This is a genomic window from Flavobacterium azooxidireducens, assembly GCF_023195775.1.
GTDB lineage: Bacteria > Bacteroidota > Bacteroidia > Flavobacteriales > Flavobacteriaceae > Flavobacterium > Flavobacterium azooxidireducens.
The window spans coordinates 3631425-3648949 of sequence record NZ_CP096205.1 but is presented as its reverse complement, the minus strand read 5'-3'; the positions used below and the strand labels follow the sequence as shown (position 1 = coordinate 3648949).

Annotated in this window: 14 protein-coding genes; 6 read left to right on the top strand and 8 right to left on the bottom strand. The window is 33.6% G+C overall.

Annotated features, from left to right (window positions below; all coding sequences use genetic code 11):
• Positions 1-87: 87 nt before the first annotated feature.
• Positions 88-1296: an MDR family MFS transporter gene (locus M0M57_RS15810; RefSeq protein WP_248434069.1), complete on the bottom strand. Its 1209-nt coding sequence runs from the start codon at positions 1294-1296 to the stop codon at positions 88-90.
• Positions 1297-1621: 325 nt separating this feature from the next.
• On the opposite strand from M0M57_RS15810, the gene M0M57_RS15805 reads away from it, so the two are divergent.
• From M0M57_RS15805 to M0M57_RS15785, 5 genes are all read left to right on the top strand, one after another.
• A complete protein-coding gene (locus M0M57_RS15805; protein ID WP_248434068.1) occupies positions 1622-2218 on the top strand; it encodes a DUF1684 domain-containing protein in 597 nt (198 codons plus the stop codon).
• A 15-nt stretch (positions 2219-2233) separates the two neighbouring features.
• Positions 2234-4417 carry an erythromycin esterase family protein gene (locus tag M0M57_RS15800; protein ID WP_248434067.1) on the top strand — a complete coding sequence of 728 codons (2184 nt, stop codon included), beginning with the start codon at positions 2234-2236 and terminating at the stop codon, positions 4415-4417.
• A gap of 52 nt (positions 4418-4469) precedes the next feature.
• Positions 4470-5126: a TatD family hydrolase gene (locus M0M57_RS15795; protein ID WP_248434066.1), complete on the top strand. Its 657-nt coding sequence runs from the start codon at positions 4470-4472 to the stop codon at positions 5124-5126.
• A gap of 28 nt (positions 5127-5154) precedes the next feature.
• Positions 5155-5874 carry a tRNA threonylcarbamoyladenosine dehydratase gene (locus M0M57_RS15790; RefSeq protein WP_248434065.1) on the top strand — a complete coding sequence of 240 codons (720 nt, stop codon included), beginning with the start codon at positions 5155-5157 and terminating at the stop codon, positions 5872-5874.
• 199 nt (positions 5875-6073) lie between these two features.
• The gene (locus M0M57_RS15785; protein ID WP_248434064.1) at positions 6074-6730 is read left to right on the top strand and encodes an HAD family hydrolase; all 657 of its coding nucleotides are present in this window, start codon (positions 6074-6076) and stop codon (positions 6728-6730) included.
• Positions 6731-6770: 40 nt separating this feature from the next.
• On the opposite strand, the gene M0M57_RS15780 is transcribed toward M0M57_RS15785, so the two are convergent.
• The 4 genes from M0M57_RS15780 to M0M57_RS15765 all read right to left on the bottom strand — a co-directional run bounded on the left by M0M57_RS15780 (position 6771) and on the right by M0M57_RS15765 (position 9633).
• A complete protein-coding gene (locus tag M0M57_RS15780) occupies positions 6771-7034 on the bottom strand; it encodes a hypothetical protein (RefSeq protein WP_248434063.1) in 264 nt (87 codons plus the stop codon).
• Between the two features lie 84 nt (positions 7035-7118).
• On the bottom strand, positions 7119-8405 hold the full coding sequence (locus M0M57_RS15775; protein WP_248434062.1) for a cryptochrome/photolyase family protein: 1287 nt from the start codon (positions 8403-8405) through the stop codon (positions 7119-7121).
• Between the two features lie 63 nt (positions 8406-8468).
• On the bottom strand, positions 8469-9161 hold the full coding sequence (locus tag M0M57_RS15770) for an SDR family NAD(P)-dependent oxidoreductase (protein WP_248434061.1): 693 nt from the start codon (positions 9159-9161) through the stop codon (positions 8469-8471).
• Between the two features lie 4 nt (positions 9162-9165).
• Entirely contained in the window at positions 9166-9633 is a 468-nt protein-coding gene (locus M0M57_RS15765; RefSeq protein ID WP_248434060.1) for an SRPBCC family protein, read from the bottom strand.
• Between the two features lie 138 nt (positions 9634-9771).
• On the opposite strand from M0M57_RS15765, the gene M0M57_RS15760 reads away from it, so the two are divergent.
• On the top strand, positions 9772-10623 hold the full coding sequence (locus M0M57_RS15760) for a DUF2911 domain-containing protein (RefSeq protein ID WP_248434059.1): 852 nt from the start codon (positions 9772-9774) through the stop codon (positions 10621-10623).
• Between the two features lie 67 nt (positions 10624-10690).
• Here the strand turns inward: M0M57_RS15760 and M0M57_RS15755 are convergent, their stop codons facing one another.
• The 3 genes from M0M57_RS15755 to M0M57_RS15745 all read right to left on the bottom strand — a co-directional run bounded on the left by M0M57_RS15755 (position 10691) and on the right by M0M57_RS15745 (position 17435).
• Positions 10691-13102 carry a TonB-dependent receptor gene (locus M0M57_RS15755; RefSeq protein ID WP_248434058.1) on the bottom strand — a complete coding sequence of 804 codons (2412 nt, stop codon included), beginning with the start codon at positions 13100-13102 and terminating at the stop codon, positions 10691-10693.
• 7 nt (positions 13103-13109) lie between these two features.
• A complete protein-coding gene (locus tag M0M57_RS15750; RefSeq protein WP_248434057.1) occupies positions 13110-14816 on the bottom strand; it encodes a sodium:solute symporter in 1707 nt (568 codons plus the stop codon).
• A 114-nt stretch (positions 14817-14930) separates the two neighbouring features.
• The gene (locus M0M57_RS15745; RefSeq protein WP_248434056.1) at positions 14931-17435 is read right to left on the bottom strand and encodes a PIG-L family deacetylase; all 2505 of its coding nucleotides are present in this window, start codon (positions 17433-17435) and stop codon (positions 14931-14933) included.
• Between the last annotated feature and the right edge of the window lie 90 nt (positions 17436-17525).

Here is a 17525-nt window from a genome sequence, read left to right as displayed (position 1 = left end):
TCTGTCGCAGTCACAGTAGCAATAATGTAAAACTTTGTGCCTTAATTTCTTTGTGGCAAAAAGAAAAGTAACCCGCAACTTTCAAACCTATTCCTCCCTAACCATTTTCATCACCCAAAATGAACAACCAACGGCTACCAATCCCAAAGTTCCCATTACAACCCAATTGGTTAAATAACCAAAGTGATCAAAAATATTCATACCTGTTTTAGAACTCATAATGTGAGCCAAGCTGAAACTCATAGAATAAAAAGCCATATAACGACCTTCCTGTCCACGTGGAGCACGACCTAAGGCAAAAGAATTGGAAAATGGAAAAGCAAAAATTTCTCCAAAAGTCAAAAACAAAATATTGATGACTAAAATTCCAACCCAAACATCTAAAAGCAGAACGTAGAATCCCAAAGCCATAAACAACGATCCAACTAAAACTAATTTTACCTTATTCACTTGCTTGCGATCAAAATAATTCACAATCGGCATTTCCAACAAGAAGACCAAGAAACCATTAAGCGTTAAGAGCAATCCGGTTTCAAATTCCGTCAAACCATAAGCCTTTTGATGATAGAGGGGAAGCGTTGTAAACAACTGAAAGAAAATCATTCCCGTAATAAAAATCACTAACAAAAACACCCAAAACGGACGGTCTTTATAAACCGATTTCACCGCAACATTTTCAGAAACTGCATTTTCTTCAATTGGTTTTTTCTTCTCTTTAACCAACAGCCAAAAAATAGAAATCGCAATAATACACGAAGCACCATCAACCCAAAACAAACCGTGATAACCAATATTCATAATAATCAATCCACCCATCGCTGGACCGGCTGCAAAACCTAAATTTACTGCCAATCGAACCAATGTCAAGGCTCGCGTACGGTTCTCAGGCTTGGCATAAGTGCTGAGTGAAACAAACATTGCAGGACGAAACATATCGGCTATCGTCATAATCACAAACATCGCGATACACAATCCATAAAATGACGTCACATATTGAAGTCCAAAAAACAGCAAACCACTCACAAATAAGCTGAAAATCATTACTTTATAAAACCCAATGCTATCCGTCAGTTTTCCGCCCAAATAGGATCCTAACATCGAACCCAAACCAAAAAAAACCATAATTGTTCCCACATCCGAATAACTAAAACTCAAATCTTCATTCAAATATTTAGTCAAAAAAGGCAACACCATCGTACCCGCTCGGTTGATAAAAGTAATCAACGTCAGAATCCAAATTTCCCTCCTAAAACCTCGAAAAGAATTGATATAACGATTAAAAGCAGTCTTGAGCATCGGTAAAAATTGAGTACCGCAAAGGTACAAAGTTGGGCGTGTTTAAAAAGCTAACTTTTCAATAAAAAATGTTTATGATTTTTTTCAGAAGCTATTCCGGCTATCCGTTCCAAGTCCTCGCCAAAAAAACAATTTTTCTAAACAAAAAAGGAGCTTCCTTTGGTCGCTCTTTTTTGTCAAGAAAAATTTGTTTTTTTTGCTCCGGGCTTTCCACTACTATCCGGGCTAGAAATGTCGTCAACTACGCATTTCACTAGAACATTTTTCTTCGCATATTTTCATCTAAACCTAACAATCAATTTCCTATTTTTGTAAAAACGCAACAATGAAAAACGTAGTCTTTCTTTTCTTACTCACGCAATTTGCTTTTTCCCAACAAAAATTCGAACGCGATTCTGTCATTCAATTTCAAAAAAACATGAATGAACATTACGCAGATTCAGCTAAAAGTCCACTCAAGAAAAAAGATTTAGCTGTTTTTAAGGAACTGGAATTTTTTACAATCAACGAAAAATACTTTGTGACAGCCAAGTTCATCCGAACCAAAAAGGAAAAACCGTTCGAAATGAAAACGACCACTTCCAGAAAGCCAATTTATGTGAAATATGGCGAACTCCACTTCGAAATCGACGGAAAACCTTGTCAATTAAACGTTTACCAAAATGTTGAATTTTCCAAAATAGATGAATATAAAAACAGCTTATTTCTTCCCTTCACCGATTATACTTCCGGAGTAGAAAGTTATGGCGGTGGCCGCTACATCGACCTCGAAATCCAAAAAGGAAAAAATTGGACTGTTGATTTCAACCAAGCCTATAATCCATATTGTGCCTACAACGAAGTTTATTCCTGCCCAATCGTTCCACAAGAAAATGATTTGAAATTAGAAATAAAAGCAGGGGTAAAGGCGTTTAAGAAGTAATAAACAAATTTCAAATTGAATAAAATCATCTACATTCTGTTTAGTTTTCTGAGCTTAATAGTTAGTGCTCAATCCTTTAATCCTAAAGCAATTGTTCTTTCTGAAGACATAAATGAAACAGAATTATCCTTTTTGAAAGAAGAATTAAAAAATGCTCAAATTGTTTTACTAGGCGAAGATTCACATTTTCACGGTAATGTTTTTGAATTAAAAACAAAGGTTGTCAACTATTTATTCCAAGAAATGGGATTTAAAACGATTGCTTTTGAATCCGGAATTTATGATGTTTGGAGAGCACAATCAGCGATAAATGAAGGAAAAGATGTTCAAGAAGCCTTTACAAAATCGTTGTTTAGCATTTGGGCAAAGCGAAATGAATTTCAAAGTTTCATTCAATTTTACAGTCAAAATAAAGCAGATTTAAAACTTTTTGGTTTCGATAATCAAATTTCAGGAAAGTACGGAGAAGAAGATTTAGTTACGGATTTGTATGCCTATTGTAAAAAAAACAACTTCAAATTTAAACTCAAGCAAGATGATTTTTCATTATTGATTGAATCGATGAACGTTTCCGGAATTTTTGACGAAGAAGATATTAGTTATGCTTTATATCAATCTTCTTTGAAAGAATTACTCAAATTAATTTCATCAAAACCTGAAAATGAAGAACATTTTTATTGGTTTCAAATCATTAATGGATTATTGGCTTTAGGAGAAGAACGATTTTCAAGTTTGGATAATCTACACTCTTTTTACGTTGATTCAAAAGACAATATTCGTGATAAACAAATGGCTGATAATGTATTGGCCTATCTAAAAAAACATCCCAACGAAAAAATTATTATTTGGGCAGCTAATAGTCATTTGATAAACGATATGTCTTCTGTCAAGAACCAAATTCTCCAAAAATTTGTTCCAATGGGAACGTATCTAAAAAAGGAGCTAAAAGAGAAAGTTTACAGTCTAGCGACTATTACAGCTTCCGATTCGATTTTTATTCAAAACAAATGGGAGAAAACACCCATCGAGAATAACTCATTTGAAGATTTTTTAAAAAATAAAAACAATCACAATCTTTTCATTTCTTCAAGTCAACCCGAAATGAAAAAAGTTATTTCTAACCGATTTTTTAGTCCGATTACTTTTGTAGAATCACGTTTAGACTTGCTTCACGATGGTTACATTTACCTGAATAAAGTCAAACAATCAACTATTATTTTGCCAAGCGATGATGTCTTAAAAGCATTTCTTGATGAGGAAGAATCGGGTAAAATGACAAATTTTTCAAATGAAAATTCCACACAAACACAGAAAGACACTTCAACAATTGCCTTAGCCGAAGTGATTGTTTATAACAAACGCACTCCGTATCAAATCATTCGAAAAACAATTGATAATTTGGAAAAAAATTATCCAACAACGCCCATTTTTTCAAAGATGTATTCAAATATTACAACAGATATTGACAATAAAACTTCTTTGGATATCGATTTTGTTTTAGATCAATATGAAAAGAGTTATTTTAATTATGAGCGAAGTGTGAAGAATTTAAAACACGTAAGATGGAATACTAAAACCACTTATGAACCACAAAATATTAGAGAATTTTATGGGTTAACCAATAATAATCCGATTAAAAATGCTGCTTTTTTGAACAAAAGAAAATTTGTAAAGTTTGATTTTATTTTGGAAGAAGTGAAAGAATATAATAAATCTGAAGTTTACATCATTCGGTTTTCAACATCAAGAAATCATTCAACTTTTACCAAAAGAACATATCTTAGCAATTATTCCGGACTTATTTACATTAATAAAGAAGATTATGCAATTGTCAAAATTATTGAAAACTGGGAGATTACCGATTTTCCTGAACAACATAGAGAAGGATTAAATTTGAATGGAAAAATGTCAGAATATAATAGTAAAGATTACATAAAAGAAACAATTATTACTGATTTCAGAATGAGTAACGACAAGTATTTTATTTCAAGTTCATCAATTACTATTTTAGGTAAAATAAATAATTTGCAAGGAAGTTCACTTGATTTCAATACGGCTATTACATCTTTATGGAATGATTTTGAAACTGTAAATCCCTCAAAAATAAATTTTAAAGAAGAACAACATTTGTTTCAATCTGTAAAATATGATGAACAATTTTGGAGCAATTATGTTTTTCCAAATAGAATTAATGATTGAATTATATAGTAAGCTTTGTGAAATTAGTAATCTGTGAAAATCCGTGAAATCCGTGTCTAAACTCTTCAACCTCCATACACACAAATTTACCAATCAAGAAAACATTCTCGAACTGGTCAATCAATATCCGTGGGAATTTGATGATTCAGTACCTTTTTATTCCATCGGAATTCATCCTTGGTACATTGATGAAAGTCGATTGTCATCTGATTTACAAATAATTGACAAAGAACTTTCTCATCAAAATTGCCTCGCTTTAGGCGAATGCGGATTAGACAAACGCATCGAAATTCCTATAGAAATTCAAGAAAAAGTGTTCAAAGCACAAATTTTATTAGCAGAAAAACATCAAAAACCATTAGTTTTGCACTGCGTTGCTGCTTTTCAGGAAATTATCCAAATCAAAAAAGAACAAAACGTCACAGTTCCAATGATTATTCACGGATTTTCCAAAAACGAACAAACAGCAAAGCAACTTTTGGATAACGGATTTTACCTTTCCTTCGGAAAATATTTATTGCGAAATCCGGAATTAAAATCAGTTTTTCAATCCGTACCAAACGATCGATTTTTTCTGGAAACCGATACAATTGAAGAATCATTAGAAGAAGTTTACGCCTTAGGAGCAAACTATAAAAACATAGAAATTGAAGAATTAAAGTCACTCATAAAAACAAATTTCGACAAAGTTTTTCACCGCAATTTGTAAAACCAACAACGGATAACAGACAACCGATATGACTAAATGGCAAGAAAGAGCAGAGCTCTTATTTAAAACCGAAGGATTAAACAATTTAAAAAACGCAAACGTACTCGTAGTCGGATTAGGCGGAGTAGGTTCATTTGCAGCCGAATTTCTCGCTCGTGCCGGCGTGGGTAACATGACGATTGTGGATGGTGATGTGGTGGATATTACAAATGTAAACCGTCAATTACCGGCCTTGCATTCTACTGTTGGAATGTCAAAAGTTCATGTGGTTGGTGATCGTTTGATGGATATTAATCCGGAATTAAATCTTACTCGTTTGGAAGAGTTTTTAGAACCGGAACGAGCATTTGAATTGGTGACTTCCGATTTTGATTATGTTTTAGATTGTATCGATAGCATCACTCCAAAATTAAATTTACTTATCGCCGCCAAACGCAAAAAAGTAAAAGTTATTAGTAATATGGGAGCAGGAGGAAAATATGAAGCTTCCAAAGTGAAAGTGCGAGACATCAGTAATACAGAATATTGTCCGTTAGCCAAAACAATCAGAAAGCGATTAAAGAAAGAAGGAATTTCTAAAGGAATTAAAGCCGTTTATTCAACTGAAATGCCGGATGAAACAAGTTTAAAAATGACCGATGGCAAAAACTTTAAAAAATCATTTTACGGAACCAATAGTTGGATGCCTTGCCTGTTTGGACTTCATGCTGCAGAAACGGTGGTGAAGTATTTGTTGAAGAAAAACTAATGAGGCAATTTGTCGATTAGTCAATGTGACAGTTAATGGCAGACTTAAAATTTTAAAGTTTTTTAAGATCTGTGTTCCATAAATTAAAAAATATTTAATTGCGTTTGCGAAGCAAATAAAATCTGTTCAATTCCGCGTTTAGCTTTAGCTAATCAAAAAAATCCGCGTTCCTTTTTTAAATCTAAACTCAGCAATCCTAATGATACAAACCGTAATTTTCGACATGGATGGCGTAATCGTTGACACCGAACCGGTGCATCATTTTGCGTATGTTCAACATTTTAAACAATTAAACATTGAGGTTTCACCTGAAATGTATGCTTCGTTTACAGGAAATTCTACCAAAAATATTTACGAACGTTTGAAAACTATCTATGACTTAAAAGAAGACGTTCAAACTTTAGTAGAAACCAAGCGAAATTTATTCAATGACGCATTTGATCAAAAAGAAGATTTGTATTTATTGGATGGAGTAAAAGATTTAATTATAGATTTACATCAAAACGGAATGCAATTGATTTTGGCTTCATCTTCAGCCAATGTTACGATTCAACGTATTTTTAATCGATTTGATTTGAATAAATACTTCACTCATAAAGTTTCAGGCGAAGATTTCCCTAAATCGAAACCACATCCTGCTATTTTTTTGAAAGCTGCTGAATTAGCAAAGACAGAAGTTCAAAATTGCATCGTCATTGAAGATAGCACCAACGGAATTTTGGCAGCCAAATCCGCCGGAATTTATTGTATAGGTTATGATAGTTTTCATTCAAAACTCCAAGATTACTCATTAGCCGATAAAGTCATCAGTCATTTTAATGAATTAAGTTTTGAAACAATAAGAAACATCAATTAAATAAAAAATTCCCCTCTTTTGAAGGGGAATTTGATAAAATTTAGTCTTTAATTTCTATTTTCGCATCTTTGTCAGACACATCAATTGTGGTTTTATTATCACCATTTTTGGTGTTAATTTTAACACCGTCTTTTCCAACTTCTAACGATGTTCCATCTTGTTCAACTGGCTCAGCAGGAGCAGGAGGAGGAGTTTCAGCAGGTTGTTCAATGATGATTGTATCTGCAGGTTGTTCTTCTTTTTTACCACAAGAAATTAAAAATAAAGTGGTAAAAACAGAAGCTAGAATTACATTTTTGTTCATGATATTTAGTTTTTATTTTTGGTAAGTTACGATATTTAAAACTAAAAGGTGTTAAATTTTAATGTGAGGAGTTTTTAGTATGAATTATCCAACGGCTTCTTTATATACTTTTAAGCAACGTTCTCTCGCTTCTTTATGGTCAACAATAGGTTTAGGATAATCAAAACTTTCAACTTCCGGCACCCATTTTTTGATGTATTTTAGGTCTTTATCAAATTTTTTTATTTGCTCTGTCGGATTAAAAATTCTGAAATACGGAGCAGCATCCACACCCGAACCGGCAGCCCATTGCCAATTACCTACATTGCTGGCTTGTTCATAATCAAACAATTTTTGAGCAAAATAGGTTTCGCCCCAACGCCAATCAATCAAAAGGTGTTTACATAAAAAACTGGCAACGACCATTCGCACGCGGTTATGCATGTGACCGCTAGCGTTGAGTTCACGCATTCCGGCATCAACCATCGGGTAACCGGTTTTTCCTTCGCACCATTTTTTAAAGTCATCTTCGTTGTTATTCCACTCAATTCGGTCGTATTTTTCTTTGAAACTTTTATTGATGGTATGTGGAAAATGCCATAGAATTTGCATAAAAAATTCTCGCCAAATGAGTTCGTTCCAAAACGTTTCGTTTTTATTTTCGATGGCTTTGGCAATCATTTTTCGAATAGAAACAGCTCCAAATCGAAGATAAGCTCCCAACATCGAAGTGCCGTCAACAGAAGGAAAATTTCGTGTTGCTTGATAATTTGAAATTAATTTATCTGAAATATCAAATTGCGAAACTTTGATTTTGGAAAGTTCAAAACCAATATCCTTTAAACTCAAAAAAGGGTAGGAGTGATTCTCAATTTTATCTAACTTTTGTTCAGAATCGTAATGAACTAACTGAATCATTTTGAACTTCTCTTTCCATTTTTTTGAGTACGGCGTATAAACCACATAAGGCAAACCGTCATCCTTTACCACTTCACTTTTTTCGAAAATTACCTGGTCTTTACTGGTTTTAAACTCAATTTCATTTTCTTTAAATAATTGATAAATTTCTTTATCTCTCTTGCGAGCATACGGTTCATAATCATGGTTGGTATAAACCGTTGAAATTTTATTTTCAGTGATTAATTTTTGAAAAATATCAATCGGTTTTCCATAAAAAACAGCTAACGATTTTCCTTTTTCTTCTAATTGTTTTTGAATTGTAGAAAGCAATTCGTGAATAAAATTCACCCGAGCATCATCTTTTGGTAATTGAGAAAGAATAAATTCATCAAAAATAAAAATGGGAAGCACTTCTTCATCACTATTTAAAGCGTGAAATAAGCCGATATTATCATCTAAACGTAAATCTCTTCGAAACCAGAAAATTGTCATATAAAAAAATCTAAAAATCTAAAAAATCAAAAACAGCTTTAAACAAATTTAAACCATTTTAAACTAAATTAACAAAGTTGACATTCCGCCATCAACATGAAAAATCTGTCCCGAAATCCAACTGCTTTTATCACTCAAAAGAAAAGTAGCCATTTGAGCCAAATCATCAGCTGTGCCAAATCGCTTAAGCGGATGACGTTCTGCTGATTTTTCGCGTTTCACATCATTATTCAAAAATTTATCAGCCAATGGTGTATCTGTTAACGAAGGTGCAATCACATTGACTCTAATTTTTGGAGTATATTCGGCGGCAAGAGCTTTTGCAAATCCTTCAATGGCACCTTTTGCGGCGGCAACACTTGTGTGAAAAGGCATTCCCATACTAGCAGCAACGCTACTGAAAAGCACAATACTAGCTTGATTGGAAGCCGATAAATTAGGTAAAATAGTCTGAATGACTTTTACCATACTAATAAAATTAATATGCATATCTGCTTCAAATGTTTCCGGTTTGATGCCTTTGAACGGACGCAAATTGATACTTCCCGGGCAATAAACCAAACCATCAATAATTTCAGGAAGTTTAGATGTATCTAAAATGTCTGTTGATGCATCAAATGGAATATGTACTACATTCAAATCATCAGTATTTTCAAATGTTCTGGACGCAACATATACTTTGCATTCAAATTGTAATTCTTTTGCGATGGCATAACCAATTCCATACGAACCCCCTATTAATAAGATGTTTTTCATTTTTCTAGCCTTTATATTCTCCAAAAAGTTCAATTAATTTTTTTTGTCTGAAATCAAATATTTCTTTCAATTTTGGTTTAACCAATATCGGATGAACCAATTGACCCAAAATTCCCATTGGTAGTTTATAATCTACTATGTCTTCCATTTCAACACCGCCCGGAATTTCTTTTAGAAAATGTTTATGATGCCACAATGCATAAGGTCCGAATCGTTGTTCATCTACAAAATATTCTTTATCTCGTACGTGTGTAATTTCGGTTACCCATTTGGTTGGAATGCCCAAAACCGGAGTTACTATATATTGTATGATTTGACCTGGAAACATTGGTTTTTCTGCTCCACTCAGAATGTTAAATCCCATGTAATCAGGCGTTATGGTTTTTAAATTCTTTGGACTTGACAAAAAATCCCATGCTTCATCCAAAGAGATGGGCAAATTTTGTTTGGTATGCAAGGTGTATATCTTCATATTTTTTCTGTAAAGATATAACATTGTTTAATTATTTTAAATAAATGTTAAACAAAATATTTTCGATTTATACTTTCTTTAACAGTTTCTGAGATTTGGAAGCTGTAAATTTGAAGAATTAACTAAACTTATTTAATTATGAAAAAAATAGTACTAGCAGCGGTATTTTTTGTTGCTTCTTTCGCAGTTACTGCACAAGTAAAAACTCCGGCAGCAAGTCCGAGAGCTAATTTTGAGCAAACTGTTGGTTTAACTGAGGTTGAGATTGATTACAGTCGTCCGAGTGCAAAAGGAAGAGCTGTTTTTGGTGATTTGGTTCCTTTTGGAAAAATGTGGAGAACCGGAGCTAATCAAAACTCAATGATTACGTTTAGTGATGATGTGACGGTGGATGGAAAAACCTTGAAAAAAGGTAAATATGCACTTTTTGTTACGCCAAAAGCAGATAATTGGGAAGTGATTTTCTATACTGATACAGAAAACTGGGGAACACCTGAAAAATTTGAAGAATCAAAAGTAGCCGCTCGTGTAAATGTGAAACCGGAAACATTAAACAGAAATGTTGAAACGTTCACTATTTCATTGAACAATGTAGATAACGATTTTGCTCATTTAGAATTTGCTTGGGAAAAAACTGTTGCAGCTGTAAAAATCGAAGTTCCAACTAAAAAAACAGCGATGGCAAACATTGAAAAAGTGTTAGCCGGACCTTCTGCGGGTGATTATTTTTCTTCTGCTCAATATTATTATCAATCAAATGGTGATATCAAAAAAGCATTGGAATATGTAAATAAAGCAACTGAAATGACAGCTGCCAAAGGAACACCATTTTGGTATAACCGTTTAAAATCTCAAATTCAAGCGAAAGCAGGTGATAAGAAAGGTGCTATTGAAACTGCAAAAGCCTCGTTAGAAGCAGCTGAAAAAGCAGGTAATGCTGATTATGTTAAAATGAACAAAGACAGCATTGCTGAGTGGAGTAAAAAATAAACTCACTTTATTTTATATTGGAAATCCTATCATGTTGCGTGATAGGATTTTTTTTGTTTTGAATAGTTTAAAAAGCCGTTCGCACAGACAAAATGAAGTTTCTTCCGGCAGCAGTAATTCCTGATGAATACGGGCGATAACGCTGATCTGTTATATTTTCAATTCCACCGGAAAACGACCATGTTTCGTTGAGTTTATATACTGATTTGAGGTTTAACGTGTACCAACTTGGCACATACGGATTTCCATTGGCATCGGTAGCATATAAATAGTCTTTTTCAATTTCCGAAGGTGCTAAATCTTCTGCATTGATTTTGGAATTATAAACCAGTAATAAATCAGTTGTCCATTTATTGGTTTTCAAACTCAAGCGAGTATCTCCAAAAAAAGGAGCTGCATGTCTCAGAGGAGCAGTATCTCCATTGTCTAATTCTTCTTCACCTTTGGTCCAATTGGCGTTAGTTCTCCAATGTAAGTAGGGAAGAAGTTCTACATTTAATCCTGCTTGAATTCCATACACATTAGCTTTTGCCGCATTTTGAATAGCTTGAATGTTGCTTACTTCTCCTTGAAATTCGATGGTGCTTTCTCCGTTTAAAGTGAAATTTCTTCGGACCAATGCATCTATCACATGAGTGTAAAATCCGGTTACATCAAACGAAATTGATTTTCCAATTTTTTGTTGAATGCCAATTTCAGCATTATAAGCATATTCATATTCCAAATTCGGATTAGGAACCACTAAATTTCCGGGTGTACTTTCATAAATTTTTCCTACATCATCCACATTGGGTGAACGAAAGGCTGTTCCGGCATTAAAAAACAGAGCTGTATTTTTAGCTGCTAAATAAGTAAAACCCACACTTCCTGTAAAAGCACTCGTATTTATTTTAGTTTTATCAAACGGATAATCTACAAAGGTTTTGTCAAAAGTAGCATCTAACCAAATTTGATTAAATCGTATTCCGGATTGAAAGGTAAATTTATCGGACAATTTATTTTCATATTGCAAATAAGCCGCCAACGATTGCCATTTTGAACCATCGGGATAGCGGGAAGGTGCATTTTGTTGTTCAAGTGTTTCACTATTTCGTTGAAACCCGATTGAATTTACATTGTTTAAAATGTATTCTAAGCCATAAGAGATTCTGTTTTTTGAACCAAATTTTTTGATAAAGTCGAAATTTGCAGAATATGCATCCACATTTTCAATGTTACTGTTTCGGGTTAAGCTATTAAAGTTACGGTTATGACGACTTTCTTCAAATTGTTGAAAACCAGCATTAAACTGAGCTTTGTCAAACCATTTATTCCCTTTTGTATAATTAATTTTAAGATGATGCATCGTCCATTCTTGCGGACCATAGTACCATTCTGCAAAGCGAAGATTTCCATCCCTTCTTCTTAATAATTGATCATAACGGTTAATATCAGAAGTAGTGGAATAGTGATAAGCATAGGTCAAATTCAAAAATTCGGTGGGCTTATAAGCTATTTTTTGTATGAAATTGATTTGGTTATAACCGGTAGCTACTTGCATTTCTCGATTGTCGTTTGTAACGATTTCATCCACACCGTCAATGGTTTGCACATAATCCGGTCGAGTGTACGCATCCGGTCCGTGATTTCCCATTCGTAAATCTTCAAAATCACTAAATGATGCCGAAGTGACAAAAGCCCATTTTTTAGAGGAAACATTCAAATCAAAATGTAACGTTTTTTCATTGTTGGCAGACGACCAACGGCTCATGACATTACCAAAATAATATTGACTTCTATCGGTGGTGAATTCAGGTTCTAACGTATAAAAATTCATCACTCCACCAATGGCATCACTACCATAAATCACAGTTCCGGGACCAAGAATTACTTCTGTATTTTGAATAGAATTAGCATCAATTGAAATGATATTTTGTACATTTCCACTTCTAAAAATGGCGTTGTTCATTCGGATTCCATCCACATTAATTAAAACTCTGTTGGTTGCAAAGCCACGAATCATTGGACTTCCACCTCCAAGTTGACTTTTTTGAACAAATACTTTTCCGGTGTTTGTTAGCAAATCAGCTGTGGTTTGTGGATTGGCTAAAATTATGTCTTTGGGTTTGAAAGTAACGATGGAATTGGGTACACTTTTTTTGGATTCTTCCCATTTTGAAGCGGATAAAACCACTTCATTGAGTGATGTGCTTTCGGGAGTTAAAAAGAGTTTAAATCCTTGTCTTTCAATTTGGCTATAACTCAATGTCAAGGTTTCATAGCCCAACATGCGGATATAGATTTTCTTAACATCTTTAAAATCAGAAAGATTAGCAATTCCCATTTGATTAGTTACTGCTGAGAGTTTGGGTTGATTAGAATTAAATGTAACGGCTTCAAGCGTTTCACCTGAAACTTCATCTTTAACAGTTACTTCTTGGGCAAATAATCCAAATGAAAACAACTGGATTACTATAAATCCAAGTAAATTTTTATGCATAACAATCTTAGTTAAGTTTAGGCTTCGAAAAAACTTGAATAAAAAAAGACAATGCTATAGTAAATCCTGCACCAAACGCATTAAGCCATAAATAGCCTAATATTTCTTTTCCGGATGGATAAATATGAATGCAAAAGTAATAAATCACAAAAATGATTAATTGACTAATGACGCCTCCATAAAAAATAGCATTTCCTTTGATAAATTTCAGAAAGAATGCAACAAGAAATATGCCAAGAATGGTTCCGTAGAATACAGAACCAATGATATTGACTAATTGAATAAGATTTTCTACTAAAGTTCCGAAACAAGCGAAAAGAATGGCAATTGCACCCCAAAGAAAAGTGAAAAACTTTGAAGCTTGTACAAAATGTTTATCTGATTTTTCACCTTTTACATTTCGTTTATAAATGTCAATTACTGTTGTAGAAGAAAGAGCATTTAATTCTGAAGCTGTAGAAGACATGGCTGCTGAAAGAATAACGGCCAACAATAATCCCACTAAACCGGTTGGTAAATAATGTAGAATAAAATGAATAAACACATAATCTTTGTCATTTGATTCTTGGTTCAAACTTTTGATGATTGCTTTGGCTTCTTCTTTCAGCAATTTTTCTTTTTCATATAATCCAATCATTCTTTTTCGTAACGTTGGATTGTCTACATCAATGTTCAATTGATTGGCGTAAGTGAGTGTTACTATTTTCTTTTCTTCATGGATTTCTTCCAGTTGCATTTGTAACGACTGATATTCTTCGGCATAAATTGATTTTTCAACTGCAATTTGGCTGGTTGGATTAAAATTTAGCGGCACTTTATTAAACTGAAAAAATACAAAAACCATTACCCCTGTGAGAAGAATAAAAAATTGCATGGGCACTTTCAGAAATCCGTTGAAAATAAGTCCGAGTTGACTTTCGCGAACCGATTTTCCGGAAAGATAGCGTTGCACTTGCGATTGATCGGTTCCAAAATAGGAGAGAGCCAAAAATAATCCGCCGGTAATTCCGCTCCAAAAGGTGTAACGACTATTCGGGTTAACAGAAAAATCAAGAATATTCATTTTTTCATTCACACCTGCAATTTGAAGAGCGTTGCTAAACGAAACTTCTTCAGGTAAATAACTTAAAATTAAATAAAAAGCAATGAACATTCCAGACATAATGATGAACATTTGTTGCTTTTGGGTCACATTCACGGCTTTTGTTCCACCGGAAACGGTGTAAATAATCACTAAAATACCAATAATGAAATTGAGTAAATTTAGATTCCATCCCAAAATGGAAGATAAAATAATGGCCGGAGCATAAATCGTAATTCCTGCTGCCAAACCTCTTTGAATTAAAAAAAGACCCGCTGCTAAACTTCTGGTTTTTAAGTCGAATCTATTTTCTAAAAATTCATAAGCTGTATAAACATTGAGTTTATGATATATTGGTATAAAAAATATACATATTATTACCATGGCTATTGGCAATCCGAAGTAGAATTGCACAAACCCCATTCCATCATGAAAAGCTTGGCCGGGTGTAGAAAGAAAAGTAATCGCACTGGCTTGCGTTGCCATCACTGAAATTCCAATTGTCCACCATTTGGTTTCGTTATTTCCTAAAATATAATCTTTTACATTTTCGCTACCTTTTGTTTTCCATGCACCATAGACTACAATAAAAAGTAGCGTAAAAACGAGTATGAACCAATCGAGTGTTTGCATGGATTAGGAAAAATAAGTCTTAATAAAGTAAAACAAAATGATGTATAAAGCATTAGCAACTAACACCCAAATGTAAATGCTTTTTATGGCTATTTTTTTTTTCTCTTCCATGTACTAATTTGTTTTGGTTCCGATAGAAATCATGTTTGCAAACAAGCGATACGCTCCTGAAACACCTGCCGGAAGTTCTCTAAAGAAGCTCAAACCGGTGTAAATATAATATCCTTTTCCGTATTGAGCCACTAAAAGACCTCCGTTTTTTGGATCTTCACCTTTGTCGTTAGATGAGAGAATAGGGGTGAAGGTTGCGTCCCATTCGTTTGGATAATACAAACCTTGCTCTTGAACCCATCCTTTAAAATCATTGGAAGTTATTTTGTTAGGAAAGTTTACTATTTTGTGATTTGGAGCTAAGAAACGAACTTCTGCATCTTCTTCTGTCACTCTGTCTCTTGATAATTTTAGTGAAAATGGAGCTAATTCTTTTACAGTAAGTTTTCCTGTTGTATTATATTGCACAATCATTGTATTGCCATTTTTGACAAAATCGAATAATAATTGTTGTTTGAATGATAATTCGTCTACTGTATTGTAAGCTCTAATTCCCATAACAACAACTTGAAAGTTTTGAAGATTTTCAAGCGTGATTTCTTCAGGTTTTAAAATCGTAACTTCATATCCCATTTGCGAAAGATAAAGCGGAACTTCATCGCCGGCTCCCATTATGTAAGCTATTTTTTCATTTTTGATGATGATATCTAACTTGCTGAATTTGGCTTCAGAATTTGCTAAAACTTGTTGTTGAGCAATGTGTTCGTATTGAATGTTGATTTGCTCTTTGTCTAATTTTTCGCCATCTACAACCAAATAACTTGTCGCTGTGATTTCAGCAGAATTTTTGGGAGGAGTGACTTCAAAATAAACCGTTGTTTCTCCACCTTTTTTGTTGATTTGGAATGGAATGGATTCGGGTGATACTTTCCAACCTTGAGCAACTGTAAGAAATGCATTTCCACTTACATCATCTTTTCCGGCTTTGATTTTTACACCAACCGATTTATTTTTTTCAGAATTAAAGATTTTAACTTTATCTAAAATCGATGAAGTTGCTACCGGTACAACATCAAATGGTTTGTAAACTTCGCCTTTTACTTCATCATTATATTTGTAAATTACTTCTCGTTCAAAAGGAATTACAGTCCCATTAATTTCCACCAAGAAAGTAACCGAAATAGTTCGGATAATATCAGGAATTCCAATATTTTCTTGATTAGAAACGGCATACATTCCAACAGTTCCTTGCTCTTTTAGCCAATAAGGAGCAGTGTATTCCTCATTTTTATCAAGATTTAGTTCCAAATCAATATACTGCGGTTGATTGTTTTTTAGGGCTGTAGTTGAAAAAGCTGTTATAGACGAAGGATTAGTGTTGATACTATTTAAGACCATTTTTTGATTACTGCGGTTAATGGCTTCAATTCTTACTTTTAAGGTGCTTCCCGGGGTTGAACTTTGTGATTCGGCAACAGCTTCTAAAAATAATCCGGCACATCCGGAGATGATTTTTTTTATTTCTTCTGCTTTGATCTTTTTCCAATGTTCGTCATCCAATTTTTGAATTAAAGTATATGCTTCTATTAATTTTGGAATACTCGCTGATGGATTTCTGAAATCAAAATCTTTTTCAATTTGAGTCACTAATTTTCCAATTTCTGCTCCTCCTTTTACACGATTCCAAGATGTATCAATTCCTTCAAAAATATTTTTATTGTCTTTAGCTGCTTCACCTTTAATAAGTTCTAAATATTCAATTTCATCACCTCTTGAACCGGTGCTTCCGAATCCTTGTGATTGGTGGCGACTTCGGCTGAGAGCGGCAATTTCCTGATTTGATTTTCCAAAAGAAGGATAATAGACACCCATGTCAAAATTATTCAACTTGCTTTTGTCGGCTTTATCAAATTTTTCTTTCCCACCATAAAACCACCATGAAGTATTGAAAAACAATCTTTTAGGTTGCCAAGTAGAAGTAAATTTTAATTGATTTGGATAAACTTTTGGATCATTTGTTTGGTCAAAAAGCTCAATCGAAAGCATTGCAGAAGAAGTGTGATGACCGTGTGTTGTTCCGGGTGAACGGTGGTCAAAACGATTAATGATAACATCCGGTTTAAATTTTCGGATGATGTAGATCATATCTTCAAGCACTTCATTTTTATTCCAAATTTTAAGGGTTTCATCAGGTACTTTTGAAAAACCAAAATCATTAGCACGAGTAAAAAATTGCTCCCCGCCGTCTATTTTTCTGGCTTCTAATAATTCTTGGGTTCTAATTACGCCTAATAGTTCACGTAATTCTGTTCCGATAAGATTTTGACCACCATCTCCTCGAGTAATAGATAAATAACCAGTTCTGGCTTTTACATGATTAGCCATGTAGGAAATTAATCGCGTATTTTCGTCATCCGGATGAGCAGCAACATATAATACAGAACCTAAAAAATTAAGTTTTTGAATCTGATGATAGATTTCCACCGAAGACGGTTTTTGCGGCTGTTGAGCCAATAAAGTTGAAGCAAAAAGTAATAATAAAAGTATAAAGTATTTTTTTAACCCCATTGAATGCACAGTTTTTCAGTAAAAGTCAAATATAGTGAATTAAATAAGTTGATTTTTTAATTAGAATTTCTTTAACAATAAAAAAACAGT

Coding starts and splice junctions, on each gene's coding strand:
- M0M57_RS15810 (WP_248434069.1), bottom strand. CDS start 1,296: ATGCTCAAGACTGCTTTTAATCGTTATATCAATTCTTTTCGAGGTTTT.
- M0M57_RS15805 (WP_248434068.1), top strand. CDS start 1,622: ATGAAAAACGTAGTCTTTCTTTTCTTACTCACGCAATTTGCTTTTTCC.
- M0M57_RS15790 (WP_248434065.1), top strand. CDS start 5,155: ATGACTAAATGGCAAGAAAGAGCAGAGCTCTTATTTAAAACCGAAGGA.
- M0M57_RS15785 (WP_248434064.1), top strand. CDS start 6,074: ATGATACAAACCGTAATTTTCGACATGGATGGCGTAATCGTTGACACC.
- M0M57_RS15780 (WP_248434063.1), bottom strand. CDS start 7,034: ATGAACAAAAATGTAATTCTAGCTTCTGTTTTTACCACTTTATTTTTA.
- M0M57_RS15775 (WP_248434062.1), bottom strand. CDS start 8,405: ATGACAATTTTCTGGTTTCGAAGAGATTTACGTTTAGATGATAATATC.
- M0M57_RS15770 (WP_248434061.1), bottom strand. CDS start 9,161: ATGAAAAACATCTTATTAATAGGGGGTTCGTATGGAATTGGTTATGCC.
- M0M57_RS15765 (WP_248434060.1), bottom strand. CDS start 9,633: ATGAAGATATACACCTTGCATACCAAACAAAATTTGCCCATCTCTTTG.
- M0M57_RS15760 (WP_248434059.1), top strand. CDS start 9,772: ATGAAAAAAATAGTACTAGCAGCGGTATTTTTTGTTGCTTCTTTCGCA.
- M0M57_RS15755 (WP_248434058.1), bottom strand. CDS start 13,102: ATGCATAAAAATTTACTTGGATTTATAGTAATCCAGTTGTTTTCATTT.
- M0M57_RS15750 (WP_248434057.1), bottom strand. CDS start 14,816: ATGCAAACACTCGATTGGTTCATACTCGTTTTTACGCTACTTTTTATT.
- M0M57_RS15745 (WP_248434056.1), bottom strand. CDS start 17,435: ATGGGGTTAAAAAAATACTTTATACTTTTATTATTACTTTTTGCTTCA.